14 protein-coding genes and 3 pseudogenes are annotated in these 21,614 nt (G+C 55.0%); 10 read left to right on the plus strand and 7 right to left on the minus strand.

Annotated features, from left to right (window positions below; genetic code table 11):
- The first annotated feature begins 122 nt into the window (after window positions 1–122).
- The 5 genes and pseudogenes from rstA (at window position 123) to JNO11_RS10090 (ending at window position 5,439) form a co-directional block, all read left to right on the plus strand.
- Window positions 123–848 (plus strand): two-component system response regulator RstA, encoded by a 726-nt coding sequence (rstA, locus tag JNO11_RS10070; protein WP_010244666.1) that lies wholly within the window; start codon window positions 123–125, stop codon window positions 846–848.
- The gene (rstB, locus tag JNO11_RS10075) at window positions 845–2,146 is read left to right on the plus strand and encodes a two-component system sensor histidine kinase RstB (protein ID WP_325177260.1); all 1,302 of its coding nucleotides are present in this window, start codon (window positions 845–847) and stop codon (window positions 2,144–2,146) included. Before rstA ends, rstB begins: the two co-directional genes overlap by 4 nt.
- A gap of 19 nt (window positions 2,147–2,165) precedes the next feature.
- Window positions 2,166–3,653 (plus strand): carboxypeptidase M32, encoded by a 1,488-nt coding sequence (locus JNO11_RS10080; protein WP_325177261.1) that lies wholly within the window; start codon window positions 2,166–2,168, stop codon window positions 3,651–3,653.
- A gap of 159 nt (window positions 3,654–3,812) precedes the next feature.
- Entirely contained in the window at window positions 3,813–4,067 is a 255-nt protein-coding gene (gene asr, locus JNO11_RS10085; protein ID WP_325177262.1) for an acid resistance repetitive basic protein Asr, read from the plus strand.
- Window positions 4,068–4,628: 561 nt separating this feature from the next.
- Window positions 4,629–5,439 (plus strand): annotated as a pseudogene (locus JNO11_RS10090) (serine protease).
- A 58-nt stretch (window positions 5,440–5,497) separates the two neighbouring features.
- On the opposite strand, the gene hrpA reads toward JNO11_RS10090, so the two are convergent.
- Window positions 5,498–9,400: an ATP-dependent RNA helicase HrpA gene (gene hrpA / locus JNO11_RS10095; protein ID WP_325177263.1), complete on the minus strand. Its 3,903-nt coding sequence runs from the start codon at window positions 9,398–9,400 to the stop codon at window positions 5,498–5,500.
- 258 nt (window positions 9,401–9,658) lie between these two features.
- On the opposite strand from hrpA, the gene azoR reads away from it, so the two are divergent.
- Window positions 9,659–10,258, plus strand: a complete 600-nt coding sequence (gene azoR, locus JNO11_RS10100) for an FMN-dependent NADH-azoreductase (RefSeq protein WP_010244651.1) — start codon at window positions 9,659–9,661, stop codon at window positions 10,256–10,258.
- 64 nt (window positions 10,259–10,322) lie between these two features.
- Here the strand turns inward: azoR and JNO11_RS10105 are convergent.
- From JNO11_RS10105 to JNO11_RS10115, 3 genes and pseudogenes are all read right to left on the minus strand, one after another.
- A pseudogene (locus JNO11_RS10105) lies at window positions 10,323–10,662 on the minus strand (YdbL family protein).
- Window positions 10,663–10,673: 11 nt separating this feature from the next.
- Window positions 10,674–10,862 carry a YnbE family lipoprotein gene (locus tag JNO11_RS10110; protein ID WP_009090058.1) on the minus strand — a complete coding sequence of 63 codons (189 nt, stop codon included), beginning with the start codon at window positions 10,860–10,862 and terminating at the stop codon, window positions 10,674–10,676.
- Window positions 10,859–13,489, minus strand: a complete 2,631-nt coding sequence (locus JNO11_RS10115; protein ID WP_325177264.1) for a YdbH family protein — start codon at window positions 13,487–13,489, stop codon at window positions 10,859–10,861. Before JNO11_RS10115 ends, JNO11_RS10110 begins: the two co-directional genes overlap by 4 nt.
- A gap of 146 nt (window positions 13,490–13,635) precedes the next feature.
- Between JNO11_RS10115 and JNO11_RS10120 the strand changes: the two are divergent.
- Window positions 13,636–14,629: pseudogene (locus JNO11_RS10120) on the plus strand (2-hydroxyacid dehydrogenase).
- A 31-nt stretch (window positions 14,630–14,660) separates the two neighbouring features.
- Here JNO11_RS10120 and JNO11_RS10125 read toward each other — a convergent pair.
- On the minus strand, window positions 14,661–14,936 hold the full coding sequence (locus JNO11_RS10125) for a DUF333 domain-containing protein (RefSeq protein ID WP_003853763.1): 276 nt from the start codon (window positions 14,934–14,936) through the stop codon (window positions 14,661–14,663).
- A gap of 185 nt (window positions 14,937–15,121) precedes the next feature.
- Here JNO11_RS10125 and JNO11_RS10130 point away from each other — a divergent pair, with 185 nt between their 5' ends.
- The 3 genes from JNO11_RS10130 (at window position 15,122) to ttcA (ending at window position 18,355) form a co-directional block, all read left to right on the plus strand.
- Window positions 15,122–15,778, plus strand: coding sequence for an MgtC/SapB family protein (locus tag JNO11_RS10130; protein WP_010244641.1), 657 nt, complete (start codon window positions 15,122–15,124; stop codon window positions 15,776–15,778).
- A gap of 221 nt (window positions 15,779–15,999) precedes the next feature.
- Window positions 16,000–16,260 carry a hypothetical protein gene (locus JNO11_RS10135; protein WP_325177265.1) on the plus strand — a complete coding sequence of 87 codons (261 nt, stop codon included), beginning with the start codon at window positions 16,000–16,002 and terminating at the stop codon, window positions 16,258–16,260.
- A gap of 1,159 nt (window positions 16,261–17,419) precedes the next feature.
- Window positions 17,420–18,355 (plus strand): tRNA 2-thiocytidine(32) synthetase TtcA, encoded by a 936-nt coding sequence (gene ttcA, locus JNO11_RS10140; RefSeq protein ID WP_325177266.1) that lies wholly within the window; start codon window positions 17,420–17,422, stop codon window positions 18,353–18,355.
- 485 nt (window positions 18,356–18,840) lie between these two features.
- Here the strand turns inward: ttcA and zntB are convergent, their stop codons facing one another.
- On the minus strand, window positions 18,841–19,824 hold the full coding sequence (gene zntB, locus JNO11_RS10150) for a zinc transporter ZntB (protein ID WP_010244630.1): 984 nt from the start codon (window positions 19,822–19,824) through the stop codon (window positions 18,841–18,843).
- Window positions 19,825–19,941: 117 nt separating this feature from the next.
- Window positions 19,942–21,561 (minus strand): peptide ABC transporter substrate-binding protein, encoded by a 1,620-nt coding sequence (locus JNO11_RS10155; protein WP_010670219.1) that lies wholly within the window; start codon window positions 21,559–21,561, stop codon window positions 19,942–19,944.
- Window positions 21,562–21,614: the final 53 nt, after the last annotated feature.

The following is a 21,614-nucleotide window of genomic DNA, read 5'->3' on the forward strand; positions in this document are numbered from 1 at the left end:
CTAATGATTGCACATTTTGCCGGTTATATACCAGCAAGCCACGGATATTTCGTGCGGTAACGTAGAGCTCAGGACCAGGAAAAGATATGCTTCCGTCCATCCCTGTCTCTGCTTTGTGAACTATGAACAAAATTGTTTATGTAGAAGATGAACCCGAAGTGGGCTCACTGATTGCGGCCTATCTGGGTCGTCATGATATTGAGGTGATTGTCGAGATGCGCGGCGACCGTGCTGAAGCGGTCATTGCCGAACAGCAGCCCGATCTGGTGATGCTGGATATCATGTTGCCAGGCAAAGATGGCATGACTATCTGCCGTGACCTGCGGGCCAACTGGCAGGGGCCGATCGTGTTGCTCACCTCACTGGACAGCGACATGAACCATATTCTGGCCCTGGAGATGGGTGCGCAGGATTACATTCTGAAAACCACGCCGCCAGCGGTGCTGCTGGCCCGCCTGCGCCTTCATCTGCGTCAGTCGCAGCAGGGACAGCCGGACGATGCGCCCAGCGCACCCGCCGCCAACCGTATGCTGCGTTTTGGCTCGCTGACCATCGATGCGCTGAACCGCCAGGTCACGCTGTTTGACGAGCAGATCGCCCTTTCCACCGCGGATTTCGATCTGCTGTGGGTACTCGCCAGCCATGCGGGCCAGACGCTTAACCGTGATGCGCTGCTGAAAACGTTGCGCGGGGTCAGCTATGACGGCCTTGACCGCAGCATCGACGTGGCCATCTCCCGGTTGCGCAAAAAGCTGCACGACAGCGCCACCGAGCCGTTCCGCATTAAAACCATTCGTAACAAAGGCTATCTGTTTGCGCCCCAGGCCTGGGATACCCGCGGACTATGAGAAAGCTTTTTATTCAGTTTTATCTGCTGCTGTTTGTCTGCTTTCTGGTGATGGCGCTGCTGGTGGGGCTGGTCTACAAGTTCACCGCTGAACGTGCGGGCCGCCAGTCAATGAATGACCTGATGGCCAGTTCGCTCTACCTGATCCGCAGCGAACTGCGCGAGATCCCGCCGCGTGACTGGAATAAAACCATCAAGAGTCTCGATCTCGGCCTGTCGTTCGACCTGCACATCGAGCCGATGAATAAATATCAGCTTGATGAAGGCAACATGCGTCGGTTGCGCGCCGGAGAGATCGTGGCGCTCGACGATCAATACACCTTTTTGCAGCACATTCCGCGCAGCCACTACGTATTGTCAGTCGGGCCGATTCCCTATCTCTTCTATCTGCATCAGATGCGACTGCTGGATATTGCCCTGCTGATCTTTATAGGGATGTCACTGGCGCTGCCGGTGTTTATCTGGCTGCGCCCCCACTGGCAGGAGATGCAGCGACTGGAAAAAGCGGCTCAGCGCTTTGGCCGTGGCGAGCTGGACGTGCGCACCCATTTCGACAGCACCTCCAGCCTTTTCCGGCTCGGCATCGCCTTTAACCAGATGGCCGAGAACATCAATACGCTGGTTGCCAGTAAGAAGCAGCTAATAGACGGTATTGCGCATGAGCTGCGCACACCGCTGGTGCGCCTGCGTTACCGGCTGGAGATGAGCGACAACCTCTCGGATGGCGAACGGGTGGCGCTGAATCGCGACATCGGCCAGCTCGAAAGCCTGATTGAGGAGCTGCTGACCTATGCGCGTCTTGATCGGCCGCGCGTCGATCTCAATCTGAAAACACTGGATTTGGCCAACTGGCTGCGCGAGCGGCTTGACGATTTCCGCACTATCAATCCCGACGTGCGGCTCGACCTTGAGCTGCCGCAGCGTGAAAACATCGGCATTTCTGATACGCGCCTGATGGAGCGGGTACTGGATAACCTGGTCAACAATGCGCTGCGTTATGCGCAACAGCGGCTGCGCGTCAGTTTGTGGTTCGACGGTCCGATAGGGTGTCTGCAGGTGGAAGATGACGGTCCCGGCATTCCGCCTGAAGAGCGTGAGCGGGTTTTCGAACCCTTTGTCCGGCTGGACCCCAGCCGCGATCGCGCCACAGGCGGCTGCGGACTGGGACTTGCGATTGTGCACTCTATTGCCCAGGCGCTGAGCGGCAATGTGACCATTGAGTCCAGTCCACTGGGCGGCGCCAGCGTTCGCTTTTGCTGGCCGGTTGATCTAACCTTGCGGGAAATTCCGCTGCGTTAAAAACCACAAGGAGTCTTACGTGACCTCAGCGTATCAACAACTTACCAAGACGTTCCAGCGCCTTTCCCGTTTCAGTCACGTCACGGCCATCGCCGGATGTGACATGCAAACCACCATGCCGCCGGGCGGCAGTCAGGCGCGTGGTGAAGCGCTGGCCGAAATGAGCGTGTTGCAGCACCAGATCCTCACTGCCCCTCAGGTTGGTGAGTGGCTCAGGGCTGCAGAGCAGCAGTCACTCAACGATGTTGAGCGGGCCAATCTCAACGAGATGCAGCGCGCTTACCAGCAGGCCACCCTGCTGCCTGATGATTTTGTTGAAGCCAAATCAATCGCCGGTTCGGTATGTGAACATGCATGGCGCACTCAGCGTCCCGCCAACGACTGGCAGGGCTTCGCCGCCAATCTCAAAGAGGTGGTGCGTCTGAGCCGCGAAGAGGCCCAGCGCCGCGCCGACGCCACTGGCTGCTCGCGTTACGATGCGCTGCTGGATCTTTATGAACCGGGGATGACCCGCGCCCGGCTGGATGAAACCTTTGGCGAACTGAAAACCTGGCTGCCCGATCTGTTACAGAAGGTCGTGGAAAAACAGGCGCAACAGACTGTTGTCACGCCGCAGGGACCGTTCGCCCTGCCTGCTCAGCGTCAGCTCGGCCTGAGCATCATGGAAACGCTGGGTTTCGACTTTAACCATGGCCGGCTGGATATCAGTGCGCATCCCTTCTGCGGTGGCGTGCCGGAAGATGTGCGCATTACCACCCGTTACAACGAGAATGAGTTTCTCAGCGCCCTGATGGGCGTGATCCACGAAACCGGCCACGCCCGCTATGAGCAAAATCTGCCGCAGCAGTGGCGCGGGCAGCCGGTGGCGCTGGCGCGCTCCACCGCTATCCACGAATCACAAAGCCTGTTTATGGAGATGCAACTCGGTCGCAGCCGCGAATTCCTGCAGCGCATTCTGCCGCAGGTGATCGCCACCTTTGGCGATCAGCCTGCCCTGCAGGCGGATAATTTTGTGCGCCTGACCCAACAGGTTAAGCCTGGCCTGATCCGGGTTGACGCCGATGAGCTCAGCTATCCGGCGCATGTCATTCTGCGCTATGAAATCGAGCAGGCGCTGATTGAAGGCGAGATTGAGGTTGAGGATATCCCGGCGCTGTGGGATGAGAAAATGATGCAGTCGCTGGGTCTGGATACCCGGGGTAACTACCGTGATGGCTGTATGCAGGATATCCACTGGACCGACGGCGCCTTTGGCTACTTCCCGACCTATACGCTGGGCGCGATGTACGCCGCACAGCTGTTCCGCTCAGTACATCTTGCGATTCCTCAGCTCAGCGAGCTGATTCAGCACGGTGAGCTGCAGCCGGTATTCGACTGGCTGCAACAGAACATCTGGCAGCACGGCAGCCGTTTCTCCACCGACCAGCTGCTGATCAACGCCACCGGCGAAGCGCTGAATCCGGCTTTCTTCCGCCAGCACCTTGAACAACGTTACCTGAATAGCTAAGCTCTCGGGCGGTCAGCTGACCGCCCTTTCCCGCCTTTGTACAATCGGTTACACGCCGATACCAAACACCCACGGACACCGTTCATTGATAACCCTATAGTCTCTTCACCGGCCCCGCAGTGGGCTACACATGAAAAAATAGTCTTCGAGGGATTTGCAATGAAAAAATTATTTGCACTGGTTGTCGCCGCTGCTATGGGTATGTCTTCTGTTGCTTTCGCTGCTGACACCACAGCTGCTCCAGCTGCTGCGCCAGCCGCAACAACCACTACTACCGCTGCAGCACCGGCTAAAACCGTTCACAAAACTGCGCACAAGAAACACCATAAAGCGGCTCAGAAAGCGCAGGCTGCTAAGAAACACCACAAAAAAAGCTGTGAAAAAAGATGCCGCGCAGAAAGCGCAGGCTGCTAAAAAAAGTTCACCACAAAAAAGTAGCTAAACCTGCTGCACAGAAAGCTCAGGCCGCTAAAAAAAGTTCACCACAAAAAAAGTCACTAAACCAGCTGCTCAGAAAGCCCAGGCCGCTAAAAAAAGTTCACCACAAAAAAAGCCACTCAGCCAGCCGCTCAGAAAGCGCAGGCTGCTAAAAAAAGTTCACCACAAAAAAAGTAGCTAAACCTGCTGCACAGAAAGCTCAGGCTGCTAAAAAAAGTTCACCACAAAAAAAGTTGTGAAACCAGCAGCTAAAAACTAAGGTCGCCTTCAGCGCACGGCCACGAGATGATGATTAAAAACACCCGGTTCTGCCGGGTGTTTCTTTACTGGAGTGGATGATATGGTGCGTCGCTATCGCTTCGAAATTATTCTGCTGGTGATGATCCTGTGTGGCATTGTTGCGGCAAGCTTTTTTTGTTTAACCGCTGTAGCGTACTGATTAACCAATAAAACTCCCTTTTTCAACGCTCACCGACTATAGTTACCGTACTTACGTAATAACAATAACGTTAATTTTTTCTCGCCATTGAGATTTCTATGCGCCTGGCTACCCTGTTAATGGTTGGACTCTTCAGCTTTGCCACCACGGTTCATGCCGATGATGACGATGACTCGCCTACTCCTGCTGAAATTAAGATGCTGTTTTTCGGTAAGGATCATCGCCAGGCAATCACCGATATTACCGCTGCCCCCTGGGATGCCATTGGTCAGCTGGAAACCGAAAGCGGCAACCTCTGTACTGCCACGCTCATCTCTCCGCATCTGGCGCTGACCGCCGGACACTGCCTGCTTGCCCCGCCGGGTAATTTCGATAAGCCGGTTGCGCTGCGATTTATGGCCAGCGATAAAGGCTGGCGCTACGAGCTTCATGATATTGATGCGCGGGTTGAACCCTCGCTGGCGTCAAAGTTAAAAGCGGATGGTGAAGGCTGGATCGTGCCGAGCAGTGCAGCCCCCCTATGATTACGGCATCGTGATTTTACGCAATCCGCCCTCAGCGATTACGCCTATTCCGCTGTTCGATGGCTCACGCAGCGATCTCACTGCGGCGCTGAAGCTGACCGGACGCAAAGTGACGCAGGCAGGCTATCCGGCTGATCATCTGGACACGCTTTACTCCCACAGCGATTGCCTGATCACCGGCTGGGCGCAGCGCGCCGTGCTGTCGCATCAGTGTGACACCCTGCCAGGTGACAGTGGTTCGCCACTGCTGCTCAACAGCGATAAAGGCTGGCAGTTAATCGCGGTACAAAGCTCAGCACCGGCTGCGAAAGATCGCTACCTGGCTGATAACCGCGCGATTTCGGTCACCTCGTTTAAAGATAAGCTGGAATCCCTCGCGCAGTAATCCGCACTCTCACTCCCCATCATCGGATGCGCGCCGGTTACGGCGCGCATCCCGGCGTTTAACCCGCTATCTGCTCCATCATCTGCAGAATACGCTTATCTGAGATGGGATAAGGCGTACCCAGCTGCTGAGCAAAGTAACTGATACGCAGCTCTTCGATCATCCAGCGGATGCTCTGCACCTCTTCATCATCCTGACGCTGCGGCGGCAACTTGTTGCGCCACGCCTGATAAGCCTGCTCCACTGCCTGCACTTTTAACATCCGCGCACGATCGCTGTGCGGATCGGCAGGCAGTTTTTCCAGTCGGCGCTCAATCCCATGCAGATAACGCAGCGTATCGGCCAGTCGCTGCCAGCCGTTGCCGGTGACAAAGCCGCGATAAACCAGACCACTTAACTGCGCTTTGATGTCAGATAACGCCAGCGCCATGGTCATATCGACCCGGCCCTTCAGACGCTTATTAATGTTGAAGACTGCCGTCAGGATCTGCTCGACCTGCTTCGCGATGGTCACCACGGTTTCGTTAAGTTCGCCGCGCACTTTGTCACGCAACTGCTCAAAAGAGGTTTGATCCCAGGCCGGTCCGCCCGCTTCCCCCATCAGCTTGTCGATGCCACAGGCGATGCAGTCGTCAATCAGCTCCAGCACTTTGCCATAAGGGTTAAAGTAAAGTCCGAGCTTGGCTTTGTTCGGCAGCTTCTCGTGCAGATACTTAACCGGTGACGGCACATTCAGCAGCAGCAGACGACGCTGACCGCGCCACATCATTTTTTGCTGCTCCTGCTCGCTGTCAAACAGACGAATAGCAACGCTCTCTTTCTCGTCGACCAGCGCAGGCCAGGCTTTAACCTGGTAGCTGCCGCGCTTCTCTTCATAACTGCGTGGCAGATCGCCAAAACTCCAGATATGCAGCCCGCTCTGCTCCAGCCCGTCATCCGCCACTTTCGACAGCGTTTCCTGCACTTTGTCTTTCAGCTGTGCCTTAAGCGCAGTGAGATCTTTACCTTCCAGCAGTTTACGGTTGTGCTCGTCGACTACCCGGAACGTCATTTTCAGATGATCGGGCACCTGTTCCCACTGCCAGTTTTCCCGCTCCAGCGTGACGCCGGTCATGCGGCGAAATTCCCGCGCCAGCGCATCAGGCAGCGGCATCTCCATCGCTTTCACCCTTCCCAAGAACGCCTCGGCGTAGTTGGGCGCAGGCACCAGGTTACGGCGCAGCGGCTTAGGCAGCGACTTAATCAGTGCGATGATCAGTTCACGGCGTACACCGGGTATCTGCCACTCAAAACCGCTATCTTCAACCTGATTCAGCAGCGGCAGCGGAATATGTACCGTCACGCCATCCGCATCTGCGCCAGGCTCAAACTGATAACTCAGCTTAAGTTTGAGGTTGCCCTGATGCCAGAAGTTGGGGTAGTCGAGCTGACTGACTTTATCCGCACCCTCTTTGATCAGCATCTGCTTGTCGAAATTCAGCAGTTCTGCGTTTTCGCGACTGGCCTGTTTCCACCAGCTGTCGAAATGCTTCGCCGAGACCACCTCTTTGCCAATGCGCTGGTCATAAAAAGCAAACAGCGTTTCGTCATCAACCAGAATGTCGCGACGACGGGATTTGTGTTCCAGATCTTCCACTTCGCTGCGCAGCTTCTGGTTTGCGCGGAAGAAGGCATGTCGGGTCTGCCAGTCGCCCTCCACCAGCGCGTGACGAATAAACAGTTCACGGCTAAGGGTGGGATCGATGCTGCCATAGTTAACTTTACGGGCGGCGACAATCGGCAGGCCATAGAGCGTGACTTTTTCGGTGGCCATCACCGCGCCCTGCGATTTCTCCCAGTGCGGTTCACTGTAGCTGCGCTTGATCAGATGCTGTGCCAGCGGCTCAATCCACTCTGGTTCAATACGGCCCGCCGTGCGGCCCCACAGGCGGCTGGTCTCGACCAGTTCCGCCACCATGGTCCACTTCGGCGGCTTTTTAAACAGCCCGGAGCCAGGGAAGATCGCGAAGCGGGTATTGCGCGCGCCGGTATACTCCTGCTTATCGGTGTCTTTCTGCCCGATATGCGACAGCAGACCACTTAACAGCGCGCAGTGGACAGGCTGCAGCTCAGCCGGTTCACTGTTAACCGGAATGCCCAGTTCACGCACCACCTGCCGCAGCTGGGTGTAGATATCCTGCCATTCCCGCACGCGCAGATAGTTAAGGAAATCGCTTTTGCACTGGCGGCGGAAAACATTCCCGGACAGCGCTTTCTGCTGCTCCGCCAGGTAGTTCCAGAGATTCACATAGGCGAGGAAGTCGGAGTCTTTGTCGGCAAAGCGCCGGTGCTTCTCATCGGACGCCTGTTTTTTATCTGCCGGACGCTCACGCGGGTCCTGAATCGACAGGCCTGCGGTGATAATCATCACTTCGCGCACGCAGCCAAATTTCTGCGCTTCCAGCACCATCCGCGCCAGGCGGGGATCCACCGGCAGCTGCGCCAGCTGACGCCCGGAACCGGTGAGCTTGTAGTGACCGGTCTCTTCGTTCAGGGTCAGCGCGCCCAGCTCTTCCAGCAGGCGGACGCCATCCTGGATATTGCGCTTATCGGGCGCTTCCACAAACGGGAAGGCGGCGATATCGCCGAGGCCCAGCGAGGTCATCTGCAGGATGACTGACGCCAGGTTGGTGCGCAGGATTTCAGGATCGGTAAAGGCCGGACGACTCAGGAAGTCATCTTCTGCGTAGAGACGGATACAGATACCGTCTGAAACACGGCCGCAACGCCCTTTACGCTGGTTGGCAGACGCCTGTGATATCGGTTCAATCGGCAGGCGCTGCACTTTGGTACGGAAACTGTAACGACTGATACGCGCCGTACCGGGATCGATCACATATTTAATCCCAGGCACCGTCAGTGAGGTTTCCGCGACGTTGGTCGCCAGCACGATACGACGGCCACTGTGCGACTGAAACACCCGGTTCTGTTCGGCGTTCGACAGCCGTGCATAGAGCGGCAGCACTTCGGTGTGTGGCAGATCGCGTTTGTTCAGCGCGTCGGCGGTATCACGTATTTCACGCTCACCACTCATGAAGATCAGGATATCGCCCCGACTTTCCCGGCCCAGCTCATCTACGGCATCAAAAATCGCCTGCAGCTGGTCACGATCGCCGTCATCCGCCTCTTCGATCACCGGCCGATAGCGCACTTCAACCGGATAGGTCCGGCCTGAGACTTCAATCACCGGCGCATTATTGAAATGACGCGAGAAACGCTGTGGATCGATGGTGGCGGAAGTGATAATCACTTTCAGATCCGGGCGACGTGGCAGCAGCTCACGCAGATAACCGAGCAGGAAATCGATATTCAGGCTGCGTTCGTGCGCTTCATCAATAATGATGGTGTCATATTGCATCAGCAGACGATCCTGCTGGATCTCCGCCAGCAGAATCCCGTCGGTCATCAGTTTAATCTGCGTCAGGTCACTGACCTGGTCGTTAAACCGTACTTTATAGCCGACGCAGCCGCCCAGCGAAGTGCTGAGCTCATCCGCAATGCGATTCGCCACGGTACGTGCGGCCAGACGGCGCGGCTGCGTATGACCAATCAGACCCGTCACACCACGTCCCAGCGCCAGACAGATTTTCGGCAGCTGCGTGGTTTTACCCGAGCCGGTTTCACCGGCGACAATCACTACCTGGTGATCGCGAATCGCCTCAGCAATATCCTGCTGCTTCTGACTGACCGGCAGATTGTCCGGGAAGGTAATGGCTGGCGTGGCCGCACGGCGCTGGGCCACGCGCTGCTCGGCAGCGATAAAGTCCTGCTCAAGCTCGCTGGCAATGCCCTGCTGTGCCTCAGGATTTTTAGCTTTTCTGGCACCCTGTAAACGGCGCTGTAACCGCTGGCGATCGCGCAGCATTACACCGTCGAGGCGTGACCAGAGCGCTGCCAGTGGGGAAGTATCGGGAGATGACATAATAGTGACGTACCTTACTCAGACGGTGTCGCTGCCTGAAGCAGCGCCCTGCAAGCCGGGATAACCAGCTGATTCAATAAAAAATAATTGCGCGCATCATAGCACATTCTGAACTGTTCCGGCGGCTGGCCCCGGTTACGCTTATTCAATAAATTCGAACATGGGTCTCGAAATATTGCGCTTTCACCGCGCCATCGATAACCGTAGAGTGTAAACCATTGAGCGGAAAGTCTTCCGCGTAACAGACAGGAAACCACCATGAGCAAAGTTTTAGTTCTGAAATCAAGCATTCTTGCAGGCTACTCACAATCAAGCCAGCTCGCTGACTTCTACATCGAACAGGCAAAGGCCCAGGGTAAAGAGGTTACCGTACGTGACCTGGCGGCTAACCCGATCCCGGTACTGGATGGCGAGTTAGTGGGTGCAATGCGTCCCTCTGATACCCCGCTGTCACCTCGCCAGCAGGAGGCTCTGGACCTGTCTGATGAACTGATTGCAGAACTGCAGGCTCATGATGAAGTGGTGATTGCCGCGCCAATGTACAACTTCAACATCCCGACGCAGCTGAAAAACTATTTCGACCTGATTGCCCGTGCTGGCGTGACGTTCCGCTACACCGAAGCAGGCCCGGAAGGTCTGGTTAAAGGCAAAACGGCAGTCGTTATCTCCAGCCGTGGCGGCATTCATAAAGATACCCCAACTGACCTGCTGACCCCTTACGTCAAGCTGTTCCTGGGCTTCATCGGCATCACTGACGTTGAGTTCGTGTTTGCTGAAGGCATCGCTTACGGTCCGGAAGTGGCCAGCAAAGCGACCGCTGAAGCGAAAGACGCTATCAAGCAGATCGTGACGGCATAAGTCTCACTCATCTCAGGATGACGCTGTAAAAGACCGGGCCATGCGCCCGGTTTTTTTTCGCCGGTTACTGACTGCTCTCTGCCGTTTTTCTCAGCCACTGACCGTTAATGCCGCGCACATATTCCCCCCGCTGCCGCACGGCTCACCAGCTTCTGTCCGGCAATACTGGCGACATCGGCCGTGGAGAGATTATTCTGTTCTGCCAGTCGCTGATACTCCTGCTGACGTCCGGCATTAATACGCTGCACCAGTGCCAGCGTTTCACTATCCTGCGCACGTGCCGCCAGATAGCCGGAGAGCGTTTCACCTGCCCGCCCCGATTGCCGCGCCTGATCCAGCGTCAGTGCCCAGGCAGGCTGCGCCATCGTCAGGGCGAGGAACAGCACCGCGCTTATGCGTTTCATCGTTGCTCTCCTCAGAACAGACCGCTCTGGTTTTTCAATAGCGCTTCCACGTCTTTATCGACTTTGATGTGGATCTCATGTTCGATTTTCACGTTCATGTTGATGGTGATGGGATCTTTAGGTGCCGTGACTTCAATGCGCGGCACGCAGCCGATGCTCAGCAGTCCGGCTGCCAGAACCAGTAGTGCCCTCAGGCTCATGGTGAAGTGTCCTTGTTGGATGGCAAATTCGCATGTTGCTCTAACCAGGATTGCAAATTATCGCCAAAGCGCAGGCTGCGCCAGAGCTGAAACAGGTTTTCCTGATGATGATAGTTGAGATTGACTGTCTGACGACGGTTACTGAACTGGCTGACGCCCTGCACCTGCGCCTCCATGGTGAGGTCGCCAAGATTATCCAGATTGATCGTGGCCCAACTGCGGGAGACTTCCATATAGCGTAACCAGTCCAGCGCGGCGCCCGTCGCCACGTTATTGCGGGTAATCGCATCCGCCATATCTTTATCCAGCCGGAAGGTCAGCGGACCGCTGTTGGCAATCCACCCTTTCTCCACCAGCCAGTGTGGATTATTGAGCCACAGCGGCAGCTCACCGTTGACCTTGCCCGACATGGCAAACTGTTTAGGTTTCAGCGCCGTCACCAGCTCGCTGAGGCTGATATTGCGCAGCGACACCCGGGCTGGCTCATGCTGCGGCATGCGCAAAGCGGGCAGCGTAATTTGTCCGCCCAGCAGATCAAGGCTGACATCCTGCAACGTCAGCGGCGCCTGTTCGGACCACGGCCAGTTACCCTGCAGGTCAGCGCGAATATTCTGCATCGCAAACTGGTTCTTAACCTCGGCAATGCGCAGTGATACCGGGCCATGCTGACCAAATTGCCATTGCTGCTCATGGAATCTGAACGGCAGCGAGAAGTCGATACCGTTAACCTGGCTGTCAGGCGTCCAGATGCTGCCCTGTTTTACCGTCCAGTGGCCTCCCGCCTGGAAACCCTGTTCACTTGCGGCGGAAAAAGCGACCTGTGCCTGCAAACGGCCGCCCTGGATCTGCATTTTCATGTCGGGGCTGAGCAACGGCTGAAACACCGTCAGCGACTGTGCCGGCCACCAGGCCTGGCCGCGCAGCCGTTCGCCATCCCAGCGGCCGTTAACCCGCAGCGGGCCAACCTTGCCCGCTTGTAAACTGCCTCGCCAGATAAAATAGCCGGGATCACGACCTTTAGCCTCAAAGTCGAGCGTGGAATCTGCCAGATGTCCGCCATAGCTGAAGCGGGTCTCTCCTGCCTGCAGGCGGAAATGCCCATTGAACGCCGGATGCGCCGCATCACGCTGCCAGTTTACCGGTTTAGTCAGTGTCAGACGCGGTTTTGCAACGTTGACACTGCCATACGCCAGCTGATTAAAACCGGTAGACAAGGTATCCAGATGGATCAGGGTGTCGTGCCAGCCGCCCGTGCCTTTAACGTCCCAGCGCGCCTGCAGCGGCAGCATCTCGCCACCTCCCCAGTAGCGCCAGTTCCATTCGCCCTTATCGGGCCAGAAATCATTGGCGCGGCCATCAAGATGCAACCGGAAGCGGCCAAAACTGGCATCGTGCGCATTGAGAATGGCCTGCAGGCGGCCATCAATACCCTGCGAGGAGAGTCGTACGCCCGCCAGCGGCCAGCGCGCTTCGTCCACTTCCAGCGTTGACAGCAACCGGCCCCGCAGGCGCAGCAGCGATTTAGGTTGCAGCAGCAGTTGAGGATCGAGCAGCGAGCCGCTGAGCACGCCCGGGATAGAGCCGTAAAGTTGCAGATTGGCCAGCTTGCTTTCGCCCGTTAGCTGAAACGGCAGGTTGCTGTTGGTCAGGCTGAGGTTGCCGGGCCCGACGCCGAGCACCACGTTGCCCTTGCCGCCGCGTCCCTGGGTCAGCAGGTTAACGCGACCGCTAATCTGGCTACTTTCAAGGCCTGACTGCCAGTTATCCAGCGTCAGGTTAACAAACCCTGATAGCGGCTGAGCCTCCAGCGGCCAGAAATATTCGCCCTTTTCAATGCGAATCTGATCGCGGCTGATCTGCCACGGCAGTCTGAGAAGCGGCCTGGTCACTTCGGCCATTGCCACGCGTAGCTCGCCCTGCTGCTGCTGCCAGTTAAGCGTCAGCTTCAGGGGATGCGGCAGCGCGTCCAGCGCCAGCTGTCCGGTCACCTCGCCATTCACCGGCAGATCAGTGGCAAAGGTGGGTAACGCCAGATGACCACTCAGCGTGACGGGTTCAGGAAGTGCAGGATGGGTGAGCGTCAGGCGACTGATAGCGAGCTGCTGACCGGTCAGCGTTGCCGCCAGCTGCAGATTATCGCCCTGGTAACTGAGTTGCTGGCGATCTTTTTCCAGCGTCAGATCCAGCGCGCCCGCATACGTCTGCCACGGCGTAACAATTAATTTGCCCAGATGAACGTCGGCGCCAGGCAGCATTGCCTGCCATTCGGCCAGCGTTTTGGGGGCTGCCGTGCTGTCATCACTGGCCGGTAATTTTTGCAGGCAGGTGCTATCCAGCGTCAGCTCTGACGCATTCAGTTTCCAGCGCGACTGATGCCAGCCCAGCGATACCCCCTTTACCGTTGCCAGGGAGCAATCCCCTGCGAGATAACGAAGTTGTGGCAACCACAGGCCACCTTCCCGCCAGCGCGGTGCGCCCGACAGCTCAATGCGGGTATCTTCAGGTAGCCAGATGCCGACCAGCCGCGGCAGCCATTGCGTTACAGTCAAGATCAGGCCGAGCAGCAGCAGAATCAGCGCCAGAATGGCGGCCAGCCGTCGCCGGAACATCCGTGGCATAAAAGCCATAATCCTTTTCCTTACAGTATCCTGACAACGATGATGGCATGTAATCTGCCAGAGGTGAAGGTCTGCGCCGGACACAAGTCAGCTGTTTCAGCAAAGTCAGTCAGAAAACGTTATCCTTGCTCTATCACCTCTGCAGGAGCACAACGATGAAAATCGCGGTTTACAGCACCAAACATTACGATCAGAAATACCTTGAGCAGGTCAATCAGCAGTTCGGCTTTGAACTGGTGTTTTTTGACTTTTTTACTCTCTGAAAGCACCGCCAAAACCGCTGTGGGTTGCGATGCTGTCTGTATCTTTGTAAACGATGACGGCAGTCGCCCGGTGCTGGAAGAGCTGGCCGGGCTGGGTGTGAAATATATCGCGCTGCGCTGTGCCGGTTTCAATAATGTTGATCTGGCTGCTGCAAAAGAGCTGGGTCTGGAAGTAGTGCGCGTGCCGGCCTACTCACCGGAAGCAGTCGCTGAACATACTATCGGCCTGATGATGACCCTGAATCGCCGTATTCATCGCGCTTATCAGCGTACCCGTGACGCAAACTTTTCGCTCGACGGCCTGACCGGTTTCAACATGCATAACAAAACCGCGGGTGTTATCGGTACCGGTAAAATCGGGATCGCGACGATGCGGATTCTGAAAGGTTTTGGTATGCGGCTGCTGGCGTATGATCCCTACCCGAGTGAGCAGGCGCTGGAACTGGGCGCGGAATATGTCGATCTGAAGACGCTGTTTGCTGAATCCCACGTCATTACGCTGCACTGTCCGCTGACGCCGGAGAATCATCATCTGCTCAACGCCGACGCGTTTAAACAGATGCGTGATGGGGTGATGGTTATCAACACCAGTCGTGGTGGCCTGATTGATTCACAGGCGGCGATTGACGCGCTGAAACAGCAGAAAATCGGCGCGCTCGGCATGGATGTTTATGAGAATGAACGTGATCTGTTCTTTGAAGATAAGTCGAATGATGTGATTCAGGACGATGTGTTCCGCCGTCTGTCGGCGTGCCATAACGTATTGTTCACCGGCCATCAGGCGTTTTTAACCGCCGAAGCGCTGACCGCCATTTCTGAAACGACACTGAATAATCTCAGCCAGCTCGACCGGGGTGAAAACTGCCCGAACCGGCTCTCTGCCTGACTGTGCGGGCCGGAGCAATCCGGCCTGATCATCAGCGCGCGCAATTCCCGCCAATTAACGCCTGCTCATCACAGCGACGGCCATTCACTAACTGACACATCCCCACTCGCGAGCCATCCAGCTGATGCGAAAATGCCAGCGTTCCGCCCGCATTCGAACAGGTGCTTTCTGCCAGGGAAGACATCACCACCCGTGGCTGGATGTGGGCGGCGGTGGCTTGTTGCGGTGGCTCGTTATCATCACTGTTGCTGCTGCAGGCAGAGAGTAATAATGCGGCACCGGCCAGCAAAAAAGTGGCTGCTTTCATCAGTCGGACTCCGGGAAGTGGGGGAAAAGGCTGGCTCAGCATATGTCAGGCAGCACAACGGGTCGAGAGGTGAAACAGCTTTTTTACAAAATTCTCCGGCGTCATTTGCAAGCAGAATTATCTTGTTTACCTGTTATCGCTGAACTGTCACCCTTTTTCGGCCCTTATTAATTCGGAGTAAAGCCATGTTAATGGATATGTTAATTCGCATAGCGCTGGCCGGTATTCTCGGCGGCCTGATCGGCATGGAGCGCCAGATGCGGGCCAAAGAAGCGGGACTGCGTACCCATATTCTGGTCGGTATCGGCAGTGCGATGTTTATGCTGGTATCGAAATATGGCTTCGCCGATATGCTCAATAGTGACCATGTGGCACTGGATCCCAGCCGTATTGCTGCCCAGGTAGTCAGCGGCATGGGTTTCCTTGGCGCAGGCACCATTATGATTCAGAAGCAGGTGGTGAAAGGCTTAACCACGGCGGCGGGATTATGGGTGACTGCGGCGATTGGTCTGGTGATTGGTAGCGGCATGTATGAGATAGGCATTTATGGCACAGTGCTGGCACTGGTGGTGCTGGAAGTCTTCCGCCGCCTGAGCCATTTTCTCATCGGTAAACATCATACGCTGCTGGTTTTTCTTAAGCCCAAAAGTGTGCCGCTGGTGCTGCTGGTCATGCAGCGGGAAGGCATTCGCTATGGCAATGTGACGGTGATTAACCGGGATGAGGAGAGTGGTCTGTGTGAGCTCAGTGTTCAGGTGACGCTGTCCCGCAAGTCAAACGATGCTCACCTCTACGATAAGGTCATGGAGATCAAAGGAGTTCAGTCGCTGGAGATGATGTAAATTCCTTTCCATAAAGATCATTCCTGCTGAACACAGGCCGGTCAGCGCCAGGACGTTGCAGAAGGCAGTTATCGGTACTCACTGCCTTCAGCCCTCTCCATTAAATTTATCTATTATCAGAATCAGAAAAACATGCAGCATGACCTGAGATATAGAGCCCGCCGGGAATTAATGTCATAATCCGTGATTGTTTATTAAGGTAACAATTTATCCGGGGAAAAATGCGCCGAAACTCTGACCATCGTGACGAAACCCTGTCCGCTTCTGTACGTAAAAGTAGCTGGCCAGTACTGAGCATGCTTATCTTTACGCTGATTGCGGGCGCTATGGCCATCATGATGATCCTGGATCATCGTAATTCCGTAAATAATGCGCTTGAGACCGGACAGTGTCTGGTGGGGGAAGGCGCTGAAAGTTTGCTGGAAGTGCTCAGACATTTTTTACATCATGCTTATCGCTGGATTTTTAAAGCCTGTGGCTAGCAATAATAAATTCAGTGCAGCAGGAAATGCAGTAATCCGTGTCGGTTTACCAGCAACAAAACGCCGCAATACATGACTGCAACATAGCAGAGTAAAAAAGAGTATCAGCGTCAGTATAAATCGGACACCATAATTTTTTATATCGTGAGTGTTTTCCGGATGTCTCATCGAATTTAAAGTTTGCTCCGTCCTTATTCACATATATAGCCAGCAATTTAACGATTTGTTACGCTGCCCGCATTACCATGATGTGCGGAACGATGAAGTCACAGCTGGTCTCTCAGGAAAAACAGTTATGAGTGTAAAAATTAAAGCCGCCCTTTTTAACTTTCACATTCATTTTAATTGCTTTAATTTCACTCGTCTGCTTTGAAAAGCAACAGTTTTGGACGTGGCGATATGTGCCAGTAAAATCGATTCACATTTAATGGGATACAAAAAAACAGTGATGCCTGTGCATCTTACGTATTCACAATTATAACCCGGCAGTGTCAACGCATATTCAACAGCAGCGTTTTTCAGATTCAGGCGTTAATAAAATTAACAGTGCATCAGGATATTTAACCCCCCTGCGAATTTGCAGCAACAATTCGAAGGAAAATTTCAAATCAGATAAGCATAAACAGGACTCCGTTTAGGCATGATTGATTAATAGCGGTGCATGCTCTTTTTTTTGTTGACTGGTCGCTCTGATGAAATATCTGTTAATTATCTCAATCATTTTTATGACTGCGGGTTGTGCGGCAAAAAAAAGAGAATGCGCGGGCTGATGCTTACCAGGCATCACTGCCATCCTGTTCTGCGCACAATGATGAAATCGATTGCCAGTGGAAAGATGTGCCAGCCAGCTGACATCGCATAGTTGAACGCTATCCGTGACACATCAGCCCGCAATTTTTGGGTAATGACCTGGTAAGGCCCGCCCTCATTTTTCACTGAGTACCGCCGCATCGATTTATGTTGCTGCCCCCCTTAACGGGTAGTCTCTGCCGGATTCCCCGGGCGGCTATCCGCTGATTACTTCACTCCAGTACTGGCATTCGCGGCAACAATCCGTACCATACGCTGCATATTCGTGACACCGCAGTGAAGTATCTGGCTGAACGCGCACGGCAATTTGCCCTTTAGCTACGCTTTCTGGATTTTGAGATAGGTAAAAATGCAAGATAATCAAACGGTTGACAAGAAAGAACAGTACAACCTCAATAAACTGCAAAAACGTCTGCGTCGTAACGTCGGCGAAGCCATTGCAGATTTTAATATGATTGAAGAAGGCGACCGCATCATGGTCTGCCTGTCGGGCGGCAAAGACAGCTACACCATGCTGGAAATTTTGCGCAGTCTGCAAAAAAGCGCGCCGATCAACTTCAGTCTGATTGCCGTTAACCTCGACCAGAAACAGCCGGGCTTCCCTGAGCATATCCTGCCGGAATATCTTGAGTCGCAGGGCGTTGAGTATCGGATTATCGAAGAAGATACCTACTCCATCGTCAAAGATAAGATCCCGGAAGGCAAAACCACCTGCTCACTCTGCTCGCGCCTGCGCCGTGGCATTCTCTATCGCGTCGCAACTGAGCTGGGCTGTACTAAAATTGCGCTGGGCCACCATCGCGATGACATTCTGCAGACGCTGTTCCTGAACATGTTTTACGGCGGAAAAATGAAAGGCATGCCGCCAAAGCTGATGAGCGACGATGGCAAGCAGATTGTGATCCGTCCGCTGGCTTACTGCCGCGAGAAAGATATCATCCGCTTCTCAGAAGCGCGTCAGTTCCCGATTATTCCGTGTAACCTCTGCGGTTCTCAGCCGAACCTGCAGCGTCAGGTGGTGGCCGATATGCTGCGAGACTGGGATAAGCGCTATCCTGGCCGTATCGAAACCATGTTCAGCGCGATGCAGAATGTGGTGCCGTCACATATGGCGGATATCAACCTGTTCGATTTTAAAGGCATTAAGCATGGCGATGCGGTGGTTGACGGCGGGGATCTCGCCTTTGACCGGGAATCTCTGCCGCTGCAGCCAATTGGCTGGCGGGCTGATGAAGAGGATGCCCCGGATACCAGCGCGCGTCTGGATGTGATTCAGATTAAATAAGTGCTGGAAAGGTTAAGGGCGTGCTGCTGGCAGCACGCCCTTTTTTTATATGTTGCGATGCGGTGGTGGATCCATTATCGGCGGAAATTCCGGATCTGTCGGCGGATCAGGCTGGGGTTGTGGCTGAGGAATAGGCTCAGGAATCGGGATCGGATCCGTGGGGATCGGCTCGCTGTTAAGAATCGCGCTCATGCCGTACTCCTTTTGTTGGGAATGGACTTTAAGCTTAGGTAAGGAACGGCGTTACAGCCAGGCGGGCAAAAAAAAGCCGGCACACGGGCCGGCATGTTTCGAATTAAATGTGCTATGCATTAATTCTAAATTAGGAAGTAAGACAATATGGAGCGCAACGCCCATCGCTTGACGTTGCATTCACCTGCGGGAGAGAGTTTGCGTCAGCAGCGACAATGGGTTCTTGATGTCGATCAGCTTTTGCGTCCTTTACGGGATTTTCAGCGCAGATAACCGATACGCTACGCATAACGCTAGAGCCAGCGCCGTTTGCGCAGGTACCCCGCTACCCCGACGGCCAGTGCCACCAGCAGCAGACAGAAGATAGAGAAACCGTATCGCCATTCGCCGCCCGGAATACCGCCCAGGTTGACGCCAAACAGGCCGGTCAGGAAGGTGGCTGGCAGAAAAATCATCGCCATCAGTGACATGGTATAGGTACGACGGTTCATCGACTCCGCCATCGCAGAAGCAACCTCATCAGCCAGAATCGCGGTACGCGCCACCCCCGCATCCAGATCATCCAGCCCGCGTCCCAGCCGATCGGCGATTTCCTGCATCCGGCGGCGTTCGGTGTCATCCATCCAGGCCAGTTTTTCACTGGCCAGCCGCGCATAGACATCCCGCTGCGGTGCCATATACCGCCGCATCACAATCAGCTGTTTGCGCAGCAGGCCGAGTTCACCTCGTGCCGGCATCCGCTGGTCAAGCAGCGCATCTTCCAGCTCAATGATTTTGTCATGTAAATCTTCGATAAACTCGCTGGTGTGATCGGTCAGGGCATCACAGATATCGACCAGCCAGCTGCCGCAGTCAATCGGGCCGTTACCATTCTGCAAATCCGTGAGGACTTCATCGACGGCAGAAACTTTACGCCGCCGGGTCGAGACGATGAGCTTATCGTTGATAAATACCCGCATCACCACCAGCTGGTCGCGACGCGCATCGCTGTTGTGGTTGACGCTGCGCAGCACGATCATAAAGCCGTCGCCCAGCCGGCTGACGCGTGGACGCATACTGTCGCCCGCTAAGGCGTCACGCACGGCATCAGGGATCTGTGTCGTCGACTGCAGCCATTCCGCGCTCTTACGGTGGGTATAGTTCAGATGGAGCCAGCAGGGCTGCTCACACTGGATGACTTCATCTTCAGCAATCGGGATCATCCCGCCCTTGCCATCCAGCTGGCAGGAAATTATGGCATCTGAAACCTGTAACGCTTTTCCTTCAATTACGTCCACACCGTCGCCTCACCACTAAAATCAATACGATACAGTCTAGCGTGACGGTGTTGAGTTGCAATCTCCGGGCTGTGTAGAAAGATGTCAGAGGGTGGCCGGTTGACCGGCCACCTGCACTCAGTGCTTTTCAATCCACAGTTCGCGACTGTAGGCGACATCTTCAGGGTTAGTGATGGGATAGCCTTTGACCCAGGGTTTAATCAGGCGGCCATTGGTGTACTGATAGATGGGGGCGATCGGAGCCTGCTCAGCCAGGATCTGCTCGGCACGGTTGTAATCGCTGTTACGTACCTGATCGCTGGTCTCCCGGCTGGCTTTGGCGATAACCGCATCATAATCCGCGTTGTTAAAGCGCGCGATGTTGCTGCTGTTGCCCGACGTCAGCAGATTCAGGAAAGTGGAGGGTTCATTGTAGTCACCGACCCACGAGGCGCGGATCACATCGAAGTTTCCGCTGTTACGGCTGTCGATATAGGTTTTCCACTCCTGGTTCTCCAGCGTGACATCCACACCGAGGTTCTTTTTCCACATCGAGGCCACAGCAATCGCAATCTTCTGGTGGCTCTCAGAGGTGTTATAGAGCAGTTTGAGTTTCAGCGGCTTGCCGGGACCGTAACCGGCAGCAGCGAGCAGCGATTTGGCCTGTGCATTCAGGCTGTTCTGATCGTGCTGTTGCATGAACGTGGGCAGTGGCTTAAAGCCTGCTGTCACATCTGGCGTAAAGTGCCACGCCGGTTTCTCACCAGTGCCCAGCACTTTTTCAGCAATCACTTTCCGGTCGATAGACCAGGAGAGCGCTTTGCGAACCCGCACATCGGCCGTCGGCCCTTTCTGCGTGTTAAACGCGTAGTAATAGGTGCCTAACTGGTCAGGTGTGTAGACCTCTCCGGGCAGAGTTTTCTTCAGTAGCGCATACATGTTTTTCGGGAAGGATTCGGTGATATCAATATCGTTGGATCGATAACGTTTAGTGGCGCTCGACTCTTCATTAATCGGCACGAAAGTCACTTTCGTCAGCACCGAATGGGCATCATCCCAGTAGTGAGGATTACGTGTCAGTACGATTTTTTCATTCACTACGCGTTCGCTGAGCTGATAGGCCCCATTGCCCACCAGTTTGCCGGGTGACGTCCAGCTGTCACCCTGTTGCGCAATAATTTTCTGCGGCACCGGGAAAAGCGCCACGTTAGCCACCAGCGCCGGGAACCACGGCACCGGACGATCCAGCGTCACCTTAAGCTGGTTTTTACTCTGTGCGACCACACCCAGCTTGTCGGGCGTCATTTCACCTTTGGTTATCGCTGCCGCATTTTGAATACCGCTTAAGCCCGCGAACCAGGCAAAGGCTGAACTGTTTTTTGGATCGACCAGGCGCTGCCAGCTGTAGACAAAATCCTGAGCCGTGACCGGATCACCGTTCGACCAGCGCGCGTTATTACGCAGCGTAAAGACCCAGGTTTTGTTATCACTGCTGCTCCAGCTCTGCGCCACGCCCGGCACGATTTTGCCCTGCGCATCCTGATTGGTCAGCCCTTCAAACAGATCGCGTATCACCTGAATTTCAGGCAGTCCTACCGCTTTAAGCGGATCGAGCGAAGCGGGTTCATCTTTAATATGGCGAACGATCTGCTGCTGTTCAGCCAGCTGTGCGCCAGCGGGTGGATTCGCCGCGATGGCGGGTGTGATGATGCTGCTCAGGCTGATTGCTGCCAGCGTCATGCGAAAGGTCTTGACCATTATCACTCCTTTACCCCAAAGAAGCGCTGCATCAGTCTGTTGCCGATGCAACT

The organism is Pantoea sp. 1B4, assembly GCF_016925765.1.
Lineage (GTDB): Bacteria > Pseudomonadota > Gammaproteobacteria > Enterobacterales > Enterobacteriaceae > Pantoea > Pantoea agglomerans.

Excerpts from the sequence above, each read along its gene's own strand:
- asr (WP_325177262.1), top strand. The coding sequence starts at position 3,813 with ATGAAAAAATTATTTGCACTGGTTGTCGCCGCTGCTATGGGTATGTCT.
- hrpA (WP_325177263.1), bottom strand. The coding sequence starts at position 9,400 with ATGTCATCTCCCGATACTTCCCCACTGGCAGCGCTCTGGTCACGCCTC.
- JNO11_RS10110 (WP_009090058.1), bottom strand. The coding sequence starts at position 10,862 with ATGAGCCTGAGGGCACTACTGGTTCTGGCAGCCGGACTGCTGAGCATC.
- ttcA (WP_325177266.1), top strand. The coding sequence starts at position 17,420 with ATGCAAGATAATCAAACGGTTGACAAGAAAGAACAGTACAACCTCAAT.
- JNO11_RS10125 (WP_003853763.1), bottom strand. The coding sequence starts at position 14,936 with ATGAAAGCAGCCACTTTTTTGCTGGCCGGTGCCGCATTATTACTCTCT.
- JNO11_RS10115 (WP_325177264.1), bottom strand. The coding sequence starts at position 13,489 with ATGGCTTTTATGCCACGGATGTTCCGGCGACGGCTGGCCGCCATTCTG.
- rstB (WP_325177260.1), top strand. The coding sequence starts at position 845 with ATGAGAAAGCTTTTTATTCAGTTTTATCTGCTGCTGTTTGTCTGCTTT.
- JNO11_RS10135 (WP_325177265.1), top strand. The coding sequence starts at position 16,000 with ATGCGCCGAAACTCTGACCATCGTGACGAAACCCTGTCCGCTTCTGTA.
- rstA (WP_010244666.1), top strand. The coding sequence starts at position 123 with ATGAACAAAATTGTTTATGTAGAAGATGAACCCGAAGTGGGCTCACTG.
- JNO11_RS10155 (WP_010670219.1), bottom strand. The coding sequence starts at position 21,561 with ATGGTCAAGACCTTTCGCATGACGCTGGCAGCAATCAGCCTGAGCAGC.
- JNO11_RS10130 (WP_010244641.1), top strand. The coding sequence starts at position 15,122 with ATGTTAATGGATATGTTAATTCGCATAGCGCTGGCCGGTATTCTCGGC.
- azoR (WP_010244651.1), top strand. The coding sequence starts at position 9,659 with ATGAGCAAAGTTTTAGTTCTGAAATCAAGCATTCTTGCAGGCTACTCA.